The sequence below is a fragment of the Streptomyces sp. NPDC053513 genome, from assembly GCF_044544765.1.
Taxonomy (GTDB): domain Bacteria; phylum Actinomycetota; class Actinomycetes; order Streptomycetales; family Streptomycetaceae; genus Streptomyces; species Streptomyces litmocidini.
Genome location: NZ_JBITXP010000009.1, coordinates 198,217 through 214,549, shown reverse-complemented (window position 1 = coordinate 214,549; position 16,333 = coordinate 198,217). Strand labels below are relative to the sequence as shown.

At 71.2% G+C, this 16,333-nt stretch carries 11 protein-coding genes; 10 read left to right on the top strand and 1 reads right to left on the bottom strand.

The features are described from left to right. Positions 1-5 precede the first annotated feature (5 nt). The 10 genes from ACIGW4_RS18190 (at position 6) to ACIGW4_RS18145 (ending at position 13,130) form a co-directional block, all read left to right on the top strand. Complete coding sequence (locus ACIGW4_RS18190; RefSeq protein ID WP_399581465.1) at positions 6-2,012, top strand: Mu transposase C-terminal domain-containing protein; 2,007 nt, start codon at positions 6-8, stop codon at positions 2,010-2,012. Next, the gene (locus tag ACIGW4_RS18185) at positions 2,009-3,091 is read left to right on the top strand and encodes an AAA family ATPase (protein ID WP_389239211.1); all 1,083 of its coding nucleotides are present in this window, start codon (positions 2,009-2,011) and stop codon (positions 3,089-3,091) included. Before ACIGW4_RS18190 ends, ACIGW4_RS18185 begins: the two co-directional genes overlap by 4 nt. Then, entirely contained in the window at positions 3,091-4,260 is a 1,170-nt protein-coding gene (locus ACIGW4_RS18180) for a hypothetical protein (protein ID WP_399581462.1), read from the top strand. Before ACIGW4_RS18185 ends, ACIGW4_RS18180 begins: the two co-directional genes overlap by 1 nt. Next, complete coding sequence (locus ACIGW4_RS18175; protein WP_399581459.1) at positions 4,257-4,841, top strand: SMI1/KNR4 family protein; 585 nt, start codon at positions 4,257-4,259, stop codon at positions 4,839-4,841. Before ACIGW4_RS18180 ends, ACIGW4_RS18175 begins: the two co-directional genes overlap by 4 nt. A 173-nt stretch (positions 4,842-5,014) precedes the next feature. Beyond that, the gene (locus tag ACIGW4_RS18170) at positions 5,015-5,653 is read left to right on the top strand and encodes a GNAT family N-acetyltransferase (RefSeq protein WP_123455380.1); all 639 of its coding nucleotides are present in this window, start codon (positions 5,015-5,017) and stop codon (positions 5,651-5,653) included. A 55-nt stretch (positions 5,654-5,708) separates the two neighbouring features. After that, positions 5,709-6,239: a hypothetical protein gene (locus ACIGW4_RS18165; protein ID WP_148086897.1), complete on the top strand. Its 531-nt coding sequence runs from the start codon at positions 5,709-5,711 to the stop codon at positions 6,237-6,239. A 154-nt stretch (positions 6,240-6,393) separates the two neighbouring features. Beyond that, positions 6,394-7,065 (top strand): spermidine synthase, encoded by a 672-nt coding sequence (locus ACIGW4_RS18160; RefSeq protein ID WP_399581455.1) that lies wholly within the window; start codon positions 6,394-6,396, stop codon positions 7,063-7,065. A gap of 71 nt (positions 7,066-7,136) precedes the next feature. Continuing rightward, on the top strand, positions 7,137-7,874 hold the full coding sequence (locus ACIGW4_RS18155; protein WP_030688813.1) for a response regulator transcription factor: 738 nt from the start codon (positions 7,137-7,139) through the stop codon (positions 7,872-7,874). Further along, the gene (locus ACIGW4_RS18150; protein ID WP_398707417.1) at positions 7,871-8,983 is read left to right on the top strand and encodes an ATP-binding protein; all 1,113 of its coding nucleotides are present in this window, start codon (positions 7,871-7,873) and stop codon (positions 8,981-8,983) included. The genes ACIGW4_RS18155 and ACIGW4_RS18150 overlap by 4 nt, the downstream gene beginning before the upstream one ends. Before the next feature lie 331 nt (positions 8,984-9,314). Further along, complete coding sequence (locus ACIGW4_RS18145) at positions 9,315-13,130, top strand: multifunctional oxoglutarate decarboxylase/oxoglutarate dehydrogenase thiamine pyrophosphate-binding subunit/dihydrolipoyllysine-residue succinyltransferase subunit (protein WP_399581453.1); 3,816 nt, start codon at positions 9,315-9,317, stop codon at positions 13,128-13,130. A gap of 136 nt (positions 13,131-13,266) precedes the next feature. On the opposite strand, the gene fxsT is transcribed toward ACIGW4_RS18145, so the two are convergent. After that, positions 13,267-16,290, bottom strand: a complete 3,024-nt coding sequence (gene fxsT / locus ACIGW4_RS18140; protein ID WP_123455377.1) for an FxSxx-COOH system tetratricopeptide repeat protein — start codon at positions 16,288-16,290, stop codon at positions 13,267-13,269. Between the last annotated feature and the right edge of the window lie 43 nt (positions 16,291-16,333).

The following is a 16,333-nucleotide window of genomic DNA, read 5'->3' as shown; positions in this document are numbered from 1 at the left end:
GGGCCGTGCTGCGGCCCGGTGACTGGATCACCTACGACAACGAGGACCACCAGGTGGTGGGGCTCGCCGGTACGTCTGTGCGGCTGCGGTCGCAGGCCGGGGCGGAATCGGTGGTGCTGGCCTCGCATCTGATGGCGGCGCCGGACTTCGCCGTCACCGGCACGGAGCCGCTGCCCGCGCTGGAGCCGTCGGGGCTCCTGGGAACGTTGCCGGAGTCGGTCCGGGAGGCTGCACGGGAATGGGAACGGCACATGGTGGAGGTCGAGACCGGGCTGCCGCCGGATGCCGTGGCGGGCACCGAGCCGCGCCCTGGGTATGACCCGGCTGTCTACTCCCTGATGGAACGGATGGCCGCGAAGGCGAGCGAGCTAGGAGTCACCGTTCGGACGGTGCAGAACCGACGGTCGCGCTACGTCCAGCAGGGGCTCTGGGGGCTGGTGGACCAGCGGGCGACCCGGACCTGGGAGGCTACGGGGCGGGCGGACGCCCGGCTGGTCGCGGCCGTCCAGGAGGTCCTGGACACGGAGACGCACACTTCGACGGGGACCCGGTCACGGCTGATTCGCCGGGTGGTCAAGCTGGTGGAGGCCACCCACGGCGAGGGGGTGGTTCCGCTGCCGAGCCAGCGGACCCTCTACAAGCTGGTCGACGCGCTCTCCACCGGTCGACACACCTTCGGTTCGGCGGTCACGCGGCGGCAGACGGCGAACCGCCCGCAGGGGCCATTCACGCCGACGTTCGCGGACCGGCCCGGGGAACAGGTGCAGATCGACTCCACCCCGCTGGACGCGATGGTGGTGCTCGACTCCGGGTTGACGGCCCGCGCGGATCTGACGATCGCGGTCGACGTCGCGACCCGCACGGTCTGCGCCGCAGTGCTGCGACCGGTGGGCACCAAAGCGGTGGACGCCTCGCTGCTGCTGGCCCGGATGCTGGTGCCCGAGCCGATGCGGCCGGGCTGGTCCGCTTCGCTGCGCATGGCGGCGTCGCGGATGCCGCACCTGCGGCTGCTGGACGTGGACGCGCGGATGGAACAGGCCGCGGCGAAACCGGTGATCGTGCCGGACACGGTCGTCATCGACGGCGGGAAGGTTTTCGTCTCCGACACGTTCCTGCGGGCCTGCGAACGACTCGGCATCTCAGTGCAGCGGGCGCGTCCGCGCACGCCGACCGACAAGGCGATCGTGGAGGCCACGTTCTCCTCGATCAACACGCTGTTCACCCAGCACCTGGCCGGCTACACCGGGCGGGATGTCTCCCGCCGCGGCGAGAAGGTCGAGGACCAGGCCGTCTGGACGGTTCCGGAGCTTCAGGACCTGCTGGATGAGTGGTTGCTGGCTGGCTGGCAGGCCAGGCCGCACACCGCTCTGCGCGACCCGTTCCGCCCGAAGAAGGCGATGTCGCCGAACGACAAGTACGCCTCGCTGGTGGCGGCCTGCGGCTATCTGCCGCTCGTGCTCCGCGGCGAGGACTACCTGGAGTTGCTGCCGGTGGCCTGGCGAGCGATCAACGACTACGGCATCCAGATCAGCTACCGCACCTACGACTGCCCCGACCTGGGGCCGCATCGGCGCGAGCACTCCGGGATCACCGCCAAGCGCGGTCTTTGGGAAGTGCACTACGACCCCTATGACCTGTCCCAGGTATTCGTCCGCACGACGGGCGGCTGGATCACCGTGCCGTGGACGCAGTGGCCGCTGGTGAACGCGCCGTTCGCGGACTTCACCTGGCAACACGCGCGCCGATTGGCAGCCGAGGCCGGACTGGACGACACCAACGAAACGGCCGTCGCCCGTGCCCTGGACGGTCTACTCACCCGCGCCGAGCACGGCCCTGACACCAGGTCGGCCAAGGTGGTCGCCCGCACCCGCACGGCCCGCGCCGTCCCCGCGCCCGCAGCGGCACCCGAGGCCGAACGCCGCGCGGAGCCGGCGCCCGAGGTCCAGTTGCCCGTGACCACGGTGGAGTTCGGGATCTTCGACGCTCACGCAGAAGCCGAGAGGTGGCTATGAGCACGTTCTCCCCGTCCGCCCCTGACACGGACGCGGCCTCACAGGTTCCGCCCGACAACCCGCTGACCACCAAGGAGGGGTGGCATCATTTCGTCGGCCATGAGCCGGTTCCGCCCCGCCTGCTGACGGCTGGCGAACGAGCGGCCCTGATCCCGCAGGAACAGATGCACGTGGACGAACGTCGCCGCGAGTATCACGCCGCTCTACCGATGGTGAACACCCCGGTCATCCGCAAGGTCACCGCCACCTCCCGGTTGCTGATCCAGCTCAACCGCAATCAGATCTCCGCCCGCCGCGGCGTGATCCTCTCCGGTGCCTCCGGCACCGGGAAGACGACCGCCCTGACCCAGTTGGGGCGGGCGCACGAGCTAGCCGTCCGCAAGCGACACCCCCACGACCGCAACCGGCTCCCGGTCGTCTACGTCACCGTTCCGCCCGCGGCCACACCGAAGATGCTCGCAATGGAGTTCGCCCGCTTCTTCGGACTGACCTTCCCTTCCCGGGCCAACATCACCGACGTCGTCGACGCCGTCTGCGCCACCGCCGCCCACGTCCACGTCGACCTGGTCCTCGTCGACGAGATCCACAACCTGACCCTCACGACCCGCTCCGGCGCCGAAGCCTCCGACCAGCTGAAGTACTTCGCCGAACGGCTGCCCGCGACGTTCGCCTACGCGGGCATGGACGTCGAGTCCAACGGCTTGTTCGCCGGCACCCGGGGACGGCAGATCGCAGGACGCTTCGTCGTCGTCCCCGCCACCCCGTTCGCACACGTCACCGCCGAGGACCAGGAAACCTGGCGGGCCCTGGTGGGCACTCTGGAATCCACGCTCCGGCTGCACAACCACACCTCCGGCACACTGACCGGTCTGAGCGAGTACCTCTTCCACCGCACCGGCGGCATGATCGGCAGCCTCTCCCAGCTCGTCCGAGGCGCCGCCGTCCTCGCCATCCAGGACGAGAGCGAACGCATCACTGAGGACCTCCTGGAGATCGTCCCAGTCGACTACGCGGCCGAGCAGTCCGAGAAACGCACCGCACCCGCCAAACCTTCTGCCCGGCGGAGGCGCGTGGCCTGATGCTCATCCGCCGACTTCCCGATCCCGTCCCGCCCGCCCGGCACGAGATCCCCGCTTCCTACATCAGCCGCCTGGCCACGCTCCACGGCCTCGACATCAACGACCTCTGGACCCAGGTCACCGAACGCGAGAAGTCTGGCGGCATGCGCCGCGTCGTCGTCCCCGAACGCCTCGCCGCGCTCACCGGCCGCACCGCCCATGCCCTCGCCGGCGCAATGCCCGAACTCCGGAGCCCCGCGCCCGACTGGGCAATGTTCCGGCACCAACCACAGACCGGCTGCCACCGCTGCGACGCCCGGCACCCCGGCGGCAAGGTGACCCGGCTCCTGCCCCACCACCGCTACGTCTGCCTGCGCCACCGCACGTGGATCGGCCCGCCCGACATCGACCACCCCGCCGTCGACCTCACCCGGCTCCCCGAAATCGTCGACGCCCAGCGCAAGCACTTGCGCCTCCTCAGCCGCTACGGCTGGTCAGCCACCTACGACGCCGTGCTCAGCGCCCTCATGCTCTGCGCACACATCTGGTCCGTGGACGGACGTCCCTCCAGCGCCGTGTTCGGCACCTGGGACACCTGGGAAGACCGCATCGACCTCCTCATCCCGTTCAGCCGGGAGACGCGCACCTACCCCAGCTACAGCACCTCGCGGTTGTTCGCGGCGATCTACCCCGAGGCTGTCGCCATGGCACCGCTGATCGCCTCACCACACTGGCGGCAATTGGCCGACGGCACAGCGACAGAGCAAGCCCGGTTCTTCGCGGAGATCGGCAACCGCGTCACCTACCCCTACAAGCCCGCCGACCGCCGCGGCGACGCCATCGCACACTGGTCCCTCGCCGACTCATGGCGCCCACCGAGCCGCCCCTTGACGACCTACACACCCGGCCGGATGCGCGGCACCCTCCCCGGCCTCGCAGCGAACCGCCTCGCCCGGCACGAAAAGAGCGCAACGTGGTTCAACCGCACCCGGCGGGAACAGGGCCGCGCAATGCTCTTCCACGGCCACCTCAAGTCCGTCCTCCTACGTGACCCCGATCCCCAGTACGAGAAGTGGGAAGGAACCATCTGGCACAGCACACGCACCGACGACCTCATGCGCGAAGAAGTCGCGAAGAAGCGCCGAGCCTCCGAAGCAACAACCCTTCCCCACTACAGTTCCGGCTCGTGACAGATGCCACCCACCGCACCGCTGCGGACGACGACACGCTTCTGGAGAGACTGCACGCACTCGCATGGGGCGCCGGAGGCACGATCCCCTCCCGCGGAAGCCTCCCCGACAAGCCCTTCCCGCCTGTCACATTCGCCGAAGTCGAGCACGCGGAACAGAAGCTCGGATATCGGCTGCCCGAGTTGCTTCGACGTGTCTACACCGAGATCGGTGACGGAGGATTCGGGCCGGATGGCGGCCTCGCATCACTGACACCGCGCAGCATTCCGCACTGGCACGTGCAGGACTGGCCCTGCGCAACCGCCCTCCATGACCAGCGGCCAGGATGGGGCCCACCAGCCTCGTGGTTCTTCCTGACGGGTGGCGGCTGCACCATGGAGTGGTACGTCTCCCTGATAGCGATCGACAATCCGGTGCTTCTCTGGGACGCCGACGGCTGGGTACCCGAATGGGGCCAGAACCCTCACGATGGCGTGCGCTACGCGGCACCGTCTCTGCGTCAATGGCTGTGGACCTGGGCGGATGGAGGGGACGTGTGGGACGAGGCGCTGGTGCAGATCAAGCAGGACGTCAACAACTGAACGTGACCCATGCGGCGATCCCCGTGGGCAAGGAAAACGCAGGGTAAGTCTGCACAAAGCGTCCTCCTCCCAGGACGAATCACTTTGCGTTCCCGAGGTCACAGTCCTGCTGGACGCAGAGATCAATCTCACAAGACACGCACGCGCCCGCGTGAAGCCGATGTAATGCCTGCATGGATATTGCAGCCATTACTTCCGCCTGGGTGGCGGGCTGGACCGTCTCCCGGGGCACCCCGGCCGCCGTCGCCGAGCCCTGGGGCTACCGGATCGACGTCGGGCTGCCCCGGCACGTCGTGCGGCACGTCCTGCCCGCCCCCGACGCGGCCTCCGTCGGCGCGCTCTGCGCCCGGCTGACCACGCCGTACAGCTGGCTCAAGGTGATGGCGACCCCCGAGGAGGCGGCGTCCTGGATCACCGACGGGTGGACGATCCCCGACGACCCCGGCTTCATGATGGTGAAGCGGCTGGACCCCGGCGCCCGCCCCGCGCCGCCCGAGGGGTACGCGCGCACCACCGAGGTCGACGACGGCGTCGTCCGGGTCCGCGTCCTCGCCCCGGACGGCACCCTCGCCGCCCGCGGCCAGATCGCCCCGACCGGCTCCACCGCCGTCGCCGACCAGATCGAGACCGACCCCGCGCACCGGCGCCGGGGCCTGGGCTCGAACGTCATGCGCACCCTGGAGGCCGCCGCCGCCCAGGCCGGCGCCGAGACCGGGGTGCTCGCCGCGACCACGGACGGCCTCGCGCTCTACGACTCGCTGGGCTGGCGCCACCGGGGACCGCTCACCGGAATCGTACGGACGACCCCCTGACGCTCCCTGCCGCGTCCGGCTGCGCGCGGGGCCCCGGAGCGGGCATGCTCGTCCCATGGTGCGAGGCGTACGGGGTACGGGAACGTGGTGCGGGGCCCTGCTGCTGGCGGGGGCCCTGGTGGGCGGCGCGAGCGGCTGCGGCCCCGGGACGCCGCCCGCGCCCGGCGGGCCGTCGAGCGCGAGCGCGCCGGCCCTGCCGAGCCCCACGACGGACCCCGGCACACCGGCGGCGGACCCCCAGCCGGGCGAGGTCCTCGTCGAGGTGGTCGTCAACGGCGGCCTGGCGGGCGTCCGCAACCGGCTCGTCGTCCACTACGACGGCAGCTGGACCGTCCGCTCCGGCACCAGGCCGCCCCGGACCGGCAGGCAGACCCCCGCCGAGGCCGCGGAGCTCCGGGCGGCCTTGGAGGACCCGGCGTTCGCCCTGGTCCCGGAGCGCCCGACGGGCAGCCCGATCGCGGACGGCTTCCAGTACTACGTGACGTACCGCCACCGCCTGGTCGTCGCGGACGACGGCTCCCGGCCGCCCGCCCTCGAGCGCGTCTTCGCCGCCCTCCCGGAGGGCGGCCCGCCGACGGGCCGCTGAACGGACCCGGGGCCCGTCGGCCGGCGGCGGGCGAGGACCGCCGTGCGCCCCGCCCCGCCCCCGGCCGAGGTCGCGTTATGCGTTTGTCCCGGCCGTCGGCGCCCCGCCAGGATGGCCGGGACGAACCGGACGCACACGAGACCACGGAGTGATCATGACCAGCCCCGTCACCCTCGACCGACGTGAAGGGCCGTACGGAGAAGTGGTGCTCCGGCGCCGCGCCGAGCACTACGAGATCATCGCCAACGGCACCTTCCTGATGGACACCTCCGACGGGCGTTCCGAGCGGCTCCTGATCGACGCGGCCCTCGACGCCCTCCCCGAGGGGTCCCGTCCCGGCGCCTCCGTCCTCGTCGGCGGCCTCGGCGTCGGCTTCTCCCTGGCCCACGCCGCCGCCGACCCCCGCTGGGGCCGGATCACGGTCGCCGAGCGCGAGGAGGCGATCATCGACTGGCACCGGCAGGGACCGCTCGCGGCGATCTCGGGGGCCGCGCTCGCCGATCCGCGGACCGTGATCCTGCACACGGACCTCGTGACCCACCTCCGCACCACCACCGACACCTACGACGCCCTCTGCCTCGACATCGACAACGGCCCCGACTGGACGGTCACCGAGGACAACGAATCCCTGTACTCGGCCGAGGGGTTGGCGACCTGCGCGGCCCGCCTGAACCCCGGCGGGATCCTCGCCGTGTGGTCCGCGCAGCCGTCCGCCGATTTCGAAGAGTCGTTGCGGAATGCCGGATTCAGCGGGGTACGGACGGAAGAGATCCCCGTTGCCCGGGGCGTCCCCGACGCGGTCCACCTCGCCGTCCGTCCCGGGTAGCTCCTGGATAGCCTGGACGCCGCCGGTACCTCTAGGCTGCTGCACCGACATCGGCGACGCGAGGCGGGGCAATGGAGCAGACACACACCACTCACCACGGTGCGGCGGCCACTCCGGGGGCCCAGCGGCGCGTCCTGGTGGTCGAGGACGACGCCACGATCGTGGAGGCGATCTCCGCGCGGCTGCGCGCCGAGGGCTTCCTCGTGCAGACCGCGACCGACGGCCCCGCGGCCGTCGACGCGGCCGAGGCCTGGCAGCCCGACCTGATGGTCCTGGACGTGATGCTGCCCGGTTTCGACGGCCTGGAGGTGTGCCGCAGGGTCCAGGCCCAGCGCCCCGTCCCGGTCCTCATGCTGACCGCCCGCGACGACGAGACCGACATGCTGGTCGGCCTCGGCGTCGGCGCGGACGACTACATGACGAAGCCGTTCTCGATGCGCGAGCTGGCCGCCCGGGTGCACGTGCTGCTGCGCCGCGTGGAGCGGGCCGCGCTCGCGGCGGTCACCCCGCGCAGCGGGATCCTGCGCCTGGGCGAGCTGGAGATCGACCACGCGCAGCGCCGGGTCCGGGTCCGCGCGGAGGACGTGCACCTGACCCCGACCGAGTTCGACCTGCTGGTCTGCCTGGCGAGCACCCCCCGGGCGGTCCTCTCCCGCGAGCAGCTGCTCGCCGAGGTGTGGGACTGGGCGGACGCCTCGGGCACCCGGACCGTGGACAGCCACATCAAGGCGCTGCGCCGGAAGATCGGGGCCGAGCGGATCCGTACGGTCCACGGCGTCGGTTACGCGCTGGAGACCCCGGCGCCGTGAGCCGGCCGGGGCCCGGGAGGCCGCACACGGGACAGAGCGCGCGCCGGCCCCGCCGGATCGTGATCTCGATCAAGACCAAGCTGGGCGCCCTGGTCGTCGGGGCGGTCCTGCTGACCTCCTGCCTGGCCCTGGTGGCGATCCGCACCTCCACCGAGTTCCGGTACATCACGGTCTTCGCGATGATCGCGACCCTGCTGATCACCCAGTTCGTGGCGCAGTCCCTAACGGCGCCGCTGGACGAGATGAACACGGTGGCCGGGTCGATCTCGCGCGGGGACTTCAGCCGTCGGGTGCGGGGCGCCGACCGGCGGGACGAGCTGGGCGACCTCGCCTCGACGATCAACCGCATGGCGGACGACCTGGAGGCCGTCGACCGGCACCGCAAGGAGCTGGTGGCCAACGTCTCGCACGAGCTGCGCACGCCGATCGCCGCGCTGCGGGCCGTCCTGGAGAACGTCGTGGACGGGGTGTCCGAGGCCGATCCGGAGACCATGCGCTCGGCCCTGAAGCAGACGGAGCGGCTCGGGCGGCTCGTGGAGACCCTGCTCGACCTGTCACGTCTTGACAACGGTGTCGTGACGCTCCGGGCGAGCCGTTTCGAGGTCTGGCCGTATCTGTCGGGCGTCCTGCGGGAGGCGAACCTGGCCGCGTCCCAGCGCGGCCTGTCGTCCACCTCGGGGCTGCACCGGCGCACGGACGTGCACCTGCACCTGGACGTGTCGCCGCCCGAGCTGGTCGCGCACGCGGACGCGGAGCGGCTGCACCAGGTGATGGCGAACCTGATCGACAACGCGGTGAAGCACTCCCCGCCGCACGGCCGCGTCACGGTCCGGGCCCGGCGCGGCCCGTATCCGGACTCGCTGGAGCTGGAGGTCGAGGACGAGGGTCCCGGCATCCCGGAGTCGGAGCGGCACAAGGTGTTCGAGCGGTTCAACCGGGGCTCGGCCAAGGACCGGCAGGGCCCGGGCAGCGACGGCGGCACGGGTCTCGGGCTCGCGATCGCCCGCTGGGCGGTGGATCTGCACGGCGGCGGGATCGGAGTGGCCGAATCGTCACGTGGATGCCGCATCAGAGTCACTCTTCCGGGCAGGCTTCCCCTCAGAGATTGACGTAGGGTTCGAACCGGAAGCACACGTTCTGCGTGTACGTGAGCAGGACGTGCGTCAACGTGAGCGGGACTGCGTCTCCGTGAGCGAGACCTGCGCCTCCGTGAGCGGGACGTGATCAGGAGTGCGGCCGAACCGGGCCGTGCTGACGCTTCCTCCTACCCTCACACCTGCGGAACCACGGTTGTTTCCCGCCATTCACGGCATCGAAACACCCTGTCAAGTGTGACTTGCACAACGTTGGACTGCCCGGCCTGCACCTCCCGGCCGGACAGGCGTAGCCTTTATTTCCGCTGTCCATCACCTTGCGAAGCGGAAGAGGGCGGTTGCCGCCGTGTCGTCTCAGTCCCCCAGTACCCCGAGCTCCCCGGCCGACCAAGACGGGCAGGGCGTAAGCCCCGCAGCCGCCTTCGGTGCCAATGAGTGGCTCGTCGACGAGATCTACCAGCAGTACCTCCAGGACCCGAATTCGGTCGATCGTGCCTGGTGGGACTTCTTCGCCGACTACAAGCCCGGAGCGTCGGAGACCCCGGCCGCCCCGGCTCCCACCACCACGCAGAGCGCGCCCGCCGCGCCGCAGGCGGGCCCCGCACAGGCCGCGCCTTCGGCTCCGGCGGCCGTCCCGGCCCCCGCGCCCGCCCCGGCCCCCGCGCCCGCCCCGGCTCCCGTGAAGCCGGCCGCGGCTCCCGCGCCCGCCGCCGCGAAGCCCGCGGCCGCCGCCCCGGCCCCCGTGAAGGCCGCTCCGGCGCCCGCCAAGGCCGCTCCCGCCGCCGAGGCCCCCGCCGGCCCCGAGCTGATCACGCTGCGCGGCCCCGCCGCCGCGGTCGCGAAGAACATGAACGCCTCCCTGGAGGTGCCGACGGCCACGTCCGTCCGCGCCGTCCCGGTGAAGCTGCTCTTCGACAACCGGATCGTGATCAACAACCACCTGAAGCGCGCCCGGGGCGGGAAGATCTCCTTCACGCACCTCATCGGCTACGCGATGGTGCAGGCGATCAAGGCCATGCCGTCGATGAACTACTCCTTCGCGGAGAAGGACGGCAAGCCGACCCTGGTCAAGCCGGAGCACGTGAACTTCGGCCTCGCGATCGACCTGGTCAAGCCCAACGGCGACCGCCAGCTCGTCGTCGCGGGCATCAAGAAGGCCGAGACGCTCAACTTCTTCGAGTTCTGGCAGGCGTACGAGGACATCGTCAAGCGCGCCCGCGTGGGCAAGCTGACGATGGAGGACTTCTCCGGCGTCACGGTCTCCCTGACCAACCCCGGCGGCCTCGGCACCGTCCACTCCGTGCCGCGTCTGATGCCCGGTCAGTCCGTCATCATGGGCGTCGGCTCGATGGACTACCCGGCCGAGTTCCAGGGCACCTCCCAGGACACCCTGAACAAGCTGGGCATCTCGAAGGTCATGACCCTGACCTCGACGTACGACCACCGCGTCATCCAGGGCGCCGCCTCCGGCGAGTTCCTGCGGGTCGTGTCGAACCTCCTCCTCGGCGAGGACGGCTTCTACGACGAGATCTTCAAGGCCCTGCGCATCCCCTACGAGCCGGTCCGCTGGCTCAAGGACATCGACGCCTCGCACGACGACGACGTCACCAAGGCCGCGCGCGTCTTCGAGCTCATCCACTCCTACCGGGTCCGCGGCCACGTCATGGCCGACACCGACCCGCTGGAGTACAAGCAGCGCAAGCACCCCGACCTGGACATCACCGAGCACGGCCTCACCCTGTGGGACCTGGAGCGGGAGTTCGCGGTCGGCGGCTTCGCCGGCAAGTCGATGATGAAGCTCCGCGACATCCTCGGCGTGCTCCGCGACTCGTACTGCCGCACCACCGGCGTCGAGTTCATGCACATCCAGGACCCGAAGCAGCGCAAGTGGATCCAGGACCGCGTCGAGCGCCCGCACTCCCGCGTGGAGCGCGAGGAGCAGCTGCGGATCCTGCGCCGGCTGAACGCCGCGGAGGCCTTCGAGACCTTCCTGCAGACGAAGTACGTCGGCCAGAAGCGCTTCTCCCTGGAGGGCGGCGAGTCCGTCATCCCGCTGCTCGACGCGGTCATCGACTCGGCCGCCGAGTCGCGCCTCGACGAGGTCGTCATCGGCATGGCCCACCGCGGCCGCCTGAACGTCCTGGCGAACATCGTCGGCAAGTCGTACGCGCAGATCTTCCGCGAGTTCGAGGGCAACCTCGACCCGAAGTCGATGCACGGCTCCGGCGACGTGAAGTACCACCTGGGCGCCGAGGGCACCTTCACCGGCCTGGACGGCGAGCAGATCAAGGTCTCCCTGGTCGCCAACCCCTCGCACCTGGAGGCGGTCGACCCGGTCCTGGAGGGTGTCGTCCGCGCCAAGCAGGACGTCATCAACAAGGGCGGCACGGACTTCACCGTCCTCCCGATCGCCCTCCACGGCGACGCGGCCTTCGCCGGCCAGGGCGTCGTCGCCGAGACGCTGAACATGTCGCAGCTGCGGGGCTACCGCACCGGCGGCACGGTCCACATCGTCATCAACAACCAGGTCGGCTTCACCGCCGCCCCGGAGTCCTCGCGTTCCTCGATGTACGCGACCGACGTGGCCCGCATGATCGAGGCGCCGATCTTCCACGTGAACGGCGACGACCCGGAGGCCGTGGTCCGCGTCGCGCGGCTCGCCTTCGAGTTCCGCCAGACGTTCAACAAGGACGTCGTGATCGACCTCATCTGCTACCGCCGCCGCGGTCACAACGAGGGCGACAACCCGCAGTTCACCAACCCGCAGATGTACAACCTGATCGACAAGAAGCGTTCGGTGCGCAAGCTGTACACCGAGTCGCTCATCGGTCGTGGCGACATCACCCTCGAAGAGGCGGAGCAGGCGCTCCAGGACTTCCAGGGCCAGCTGGAGAAGGTGTTCGCGGAGGTCCGCGAGGCCACCGCCGCCCCGGCGTCGGCCACCGTGCCGGACGCGCGGGCCGAGTTCCCGGTCGCCGTCACCACCGCGGTCTCCCAGGAGGTCGTGAAGCGGATCGCCGAGTCGCAGGTCAACGTCCCGGAGCGGATCACGGTCCACCCGCGTCTGCTCCCGCAGATGCAGCGCCGCGCCGCCTCCATCGACGACGGCACCATCGACTGGGGCTTCGGCGAGACCCTCGCCATCGGCTCCCTGCTGATGGAGGGCACCCCGGTCCGCCTGTCGGGCCAGGACTCCCGCCGCGGCACCTTCGGCCAGCGCCACGCGGTCCTGGTCGACCAGGAGACCGGCGAGGACTACACCCCGCTGCTCTACCTGACCGAGGACCAGGCCCACTACAACGTCTACGACTCGCTGCTCAGCGAGTACGCGGCGATGGGCTTCGAGTACGGCTACTCGCTGGCCCGCCCGGAGGCGCTGGTCATCTGGGAGGCCCAGTTCGGTGACTTCGTCAACGGCGCGCAGACCGTCGTCGACGAGTTCATCTCCTCGGCCGAGCAGAAGTGGGGCCAGACCTCCGGCGTCACGCTGCTCCTGCCGCACGGCTACGAGGGCCAGGGCCCGGACCACTCGTCCGCGCGCCCGGAGCGCTTCCTCCAGATGTGCGCCCAGGACAACATGACCATCGCCATGCCGACGCTGCCGTCGAACTACTTCCACCTCCTGCGCTGGCAGGTGCACAACCCGCACCACAAGCCGCTCATCGTCTTCACCCCGAAGTCGATGCTGCGTCTGAAGGCCGCGGCGTCCAAGGTGGAGGAGTTCACCACCGGCGGCTTCCGCCCGGTGATCGGCGACACGACGGTCAACCCGGCCGACGTCCGCAAGGTCGTCTTCTGCGCCGGCAAGGTCTACTACGACCTGGAGGCCGAGCGGCAGAAGCGCGGCGACACGGAGACCGCGCTCATCCGTCTGGAGCGCCTGTACCCGCTGCCGGGTGCCGAGCTGCAGGCCGAGATCGCCAAGTACCCGAACGCCGCGAAGTACATCTGGGCCCAGGAGGAGCCGGCGAACCAGGGTGCCTGGCCGTTCATCGCGCTCAACCTGATCGACCACCTCGACCTGGCGGTCGGCGCGGACATCCCGGCGGGCGAGCGCCTGCGCCGGATCTCGCGTCCGCACTCCTCCTCCCCGGCGGTCGGCTCGGCCAAGCGCCACCAGGCGGAGCAGCAGCAGCTGGTCAACGAGGTCTTCGACGCCTGATCGACCTCGGTACGTACGGAGGCCCGGCACCCCACTGGGGGTGCCGGGCCTCCGGCGTTCCCACCGGCGGTGCGGGTCTCGGCCCGGGTTCCGTCGGCGGTACGGGCCCGGCCCGGGTTCCGTCGGCGGTGCGGGCTCAGCCCAGGTTGGCCTCGAAGTCCCAGTAGGGACGGTTGCGCTGACGCGCCGACAGGGTGTGCGGGTGCTGGGCGCCCAGGGTGCGGGTGAGGGTGAGCAGCGCGGCCTCCTCCAGCTTCCCGGCCTCATCGGTCTCCCTGAGCCCGCGCAGGTCGGTGGCGAGGGCCACCTGGCACGACAGGGTGAGCGGGTGCTCGTTGCCGAGGGTGTGCCGGGCCCGGCGCAGGGTGTCCCGGCTGAGCTCGGCGGCGTCGGCCACCCGGCCGTTGAAGTTGCGGGCGGCGGAGGCGTTGAGGGCGCAGCCGAGCACCCAGGGGTGGTCGGGGCCGAGCGAGGAGGTCAGTCCGGCGAGCGCGGCCTCCAGGATGGCCAGGGCGTCCGCGCGTTCGCCGGAGGCCTGGAGGACGAGGGCGGTGTTGGCGAGGACGCCGGTGGCGACCGGGTGGGCGGGGCCGAGGAGGGCGCGGTAGCCGGCCTCGGCCTCGTGGCTGAGTTCGCGGGCCTGGTCGAGGTCGCCGTGTTCGCGGAGGTAGTTGGCGTAGTTGTTGATGGCGCTGAGCGTGAGGTAGTGCCCGCGTCCGTGCACCTGCTGCATCTGGTCGAGCACGCTCGCCATCGTGGCGCCCAGGTCCTGCTGGAAGCTGCCCTCCCGCCGGCGGCACAGGGCGAGCTGCGCCCGGGCGTACAGGGTCTGCAGGTGCTGGGGCCCCAGGATCCGGACCTGGACGCGGACGTTGGCCTCCTGGCGGGCCAGGGCCTCGCGGTAGTGGCCGAGCAGGCGCAGGTCCTGGGCGAGGTTGTTGCTGGTGATGAGGGTCAGCGAGTGCAGGGCGCCGAGGGCGCTCTCCGCGCGGGCGAGGGTTTCGACATCCTGGTCGTACGCCTCCTGGTAGCGCCCGAGGTTGCGCAGCACGATGCCGAGGTTGCTTCCGGCGGAGAGGGTGAGGTGCTCGTTCTCGCCGAGCAGGCGCCGGGCCTCGGCGAGGGCCTCGCGCTGGACCCGTTCCGACTCCTGGTACTGGCCGAGGTAGCGGAGGTCGCTGGCGATGGAGACGGCCGCGCGGAGGGAGCCGAGCGGGTTGGGGGCCGCCGCCTCGGCGAGGCGGGCGCTTACGGCGAGGTCGAGTTGGTAGGCGTCGCGGAAGCGTCCGTACTTGCGCAGGATGACGCATTCCTGGGAGGTGAGTTCCAGCATCTCGTTGCTCACCGGGTCCATGAAGGTGGACCACTGCTCGCGGATCTTCTCCGCGAGCCGGATGCCGGCCCGGAACTCGGCGCTGCGCAGGCAGTAGCGCAGACAGTTGAGGACGGCGGTCTGCACGCGCGGGTTGCGGCTGGCCAGGGCGCCGGAGGGCTCCAGGTGCGGCAGCAGTTCGGCGTACCTGGGCCAGTTCCGGCTGTCCGTGGGGTTGCCGGGATCGGCCTCGGCGAGCACGGTGCGGACGGCCTTGCGGTGGGCCGCGCGGCGTTCGCCGTCGGTGAGCCGGGCGACGATGTTGTGGACGAGCCGGTGCATGTGCACGGACTCCTGGTGCGGTCCCGTCTCGCCGCCGTCGGCGGGGCCGCGTGACTCGCGGCTGAGCACGGAGTAGTTGACCAGGGTGTCGAGGGCCCGGGACCACGCGGCGAGGTCGGTGACCATCCAGCGCAGGTCCTCGGGGAGGTCGGCCTGCGGATAGGCCCGGACGAGGCCGAGCGGGATGCGGCCGGGGGCGAAGGAGGCGCACAGGCTGAGCACGTCGATGGCCTGCGGCTGGGAGAGGCGGAGCCGGTTGATCAGTATCGACCAGGAGGTCAGGGAGGAGTTGGGCATGCCGTACGGGCCGGCCGGCTCGTCCACGGCGGAGATGCTGCCGTCCCGGACCATCCGCAGGTATTCGGAGACCTCCATGCGGGACTCGCCGAGCCAGGCGGCGGCCTGCACCAGCGGCAGGGGTACGTCTCCGAACTCGGCGGCGACCTCGTCGGCCTCGGGCGCGGTGATGTGCGGGGCGCGGCGCATCAGGTAGGCGGTGGACTCGGCGCGGTCGAAGCCGGGGACCTCGACGATCTCGGTGTGGTCGCCCCAGCCGCGGTTGCGGGAGGTGACGAGGACGTGTCCGGGGCCCTGGGGCAGGATCACGTCGGCGCCGTCGGTGTCGTCCCAGCCGTCGAAGACGACGAGCCAGCGGGAGTGCGGGTCGCCGCGGCGCAGGGCCTCGCGGACGGCGCGGATGCGTTCGCCGGGCTCGTTGCCGGTGCTGAGGCCGAGCTGGACGGCGAGTTCGCCGAAGCGGTCGCGCTGGACGTTGCGGTCGTCGGAGCTGACCCACCAGACGATGTCGTAGTCGGAGCTGAAGCGGTGGGCGTACTCGGCGGCGAGCTGGGTCTTGCCGATGCCGGACATGCCGAGCAGGGTGCACGCGGCGTTGCCGCGCTCGGCGTCCATGAGCCGTTCCTGGAGGTCGGTGAGGAGGTCGTCGCGGCCGGTGAAGCGCGGGTTGCGGCGCGGGACCTCGCCCCAGATCTCGGGCGGGGTGTCCGGGAAGCGGACGAGGGCCCCGGCGGGGAGCCGGCGGCCGGTGGCGCGGCGCGGGTCGATGCCGAGCCGGCTGAACAGCCGGGCCTCGGCCTCCTCCTCGCCGACGCCCCACAGGCTGACGGGTTCGAGGACGGCGGTGGCCGGGAGCAGGGTCCGGTTGGTGAGGTTGACCGCGGCGAACCGGTCGGCGTGGGCGGCGACGAAGCCGCGCAGGACGTCGTTCCACTCGCCGGCGGCGCGCGGGCCGAGCTGGAAGAACCAGTCGTCCAGCACGAGCAGCACCTGTCCGCGGGCGAGCAGCAGGTCGCCGAGCGAGTCCTCCAGCGGCACCTCGCGCGGCGGGTCCCAGCGCTGCAGGGTGGCGCGCACGCCGTGGGCGTCGAGCCGCTGGTTGATCCAGTTCGCCCATGGGCGGTGGTAGCCGGGGAAGACCACGAGGACGTGCTGCGGCGCATTCCTGGCTCCGTGGTCCGCCGCACCGCCCGACCGCTGTTCCGCCATCTGTCGTGTCTCCCGTCCCGCTCCCGCGCAACGCAGTGTCATG

Excerpts from the sequence above, each read along its gene's own strand:
- ACIGW4_RS18155 (WP_030688813.1), top strand. The coding sequence starts at position 7,137 with ATGGAGCAGACACACACCACTCACCACGGTGCGGCGGCCACTCCGGGG.
- fxsT (WP_123455377.1), bottom strand. The coding sequence starts at position 16,290 with ATGGCGGAACAGCGGTCGGGCGGTGCGGCGGACCACGGAGCCAGGAAT.
- ACIGW4_RS18160 (WP_399581455.1), top strand. The coding sequence starts at position 6,394 with ATGACCAGCCCCGTCACCCTCGACCGACGTGAAGGGCCGTACGGAGAA.
- ACIGW4_RS18170 (WP_123455380.1), top strand. The coding sequence starts at position 5,015 with ATGGATATTGCAGCCATTACTTCCGCCTGGGTGGCGGGCTGGACCGTC.
- ACIGW4_RS18165 (WP_148086897.1), top strand. The coding sequence starts at position 5,709 with ATGGTGCGAGGCGTACGGGGTACGGGAACGTGGTGCGGGGCCCTGCTG.
- ACIGW4_RS18180 (WP_399581462.1), top strand. The coding sequence starts at position 3,091 with ATGCTCATCCGCCGACTTCCCGATCCCGTCCCGCCCGCCCGGCACGAG.
- ACIGW4_RS18185 (WP_389239211.1), top strand. The coding sequence starts at position 2,009 with ATGAGCACGTTCTCCCCGTCCGCCCCTGACACGGACGCGGCCTCACAG.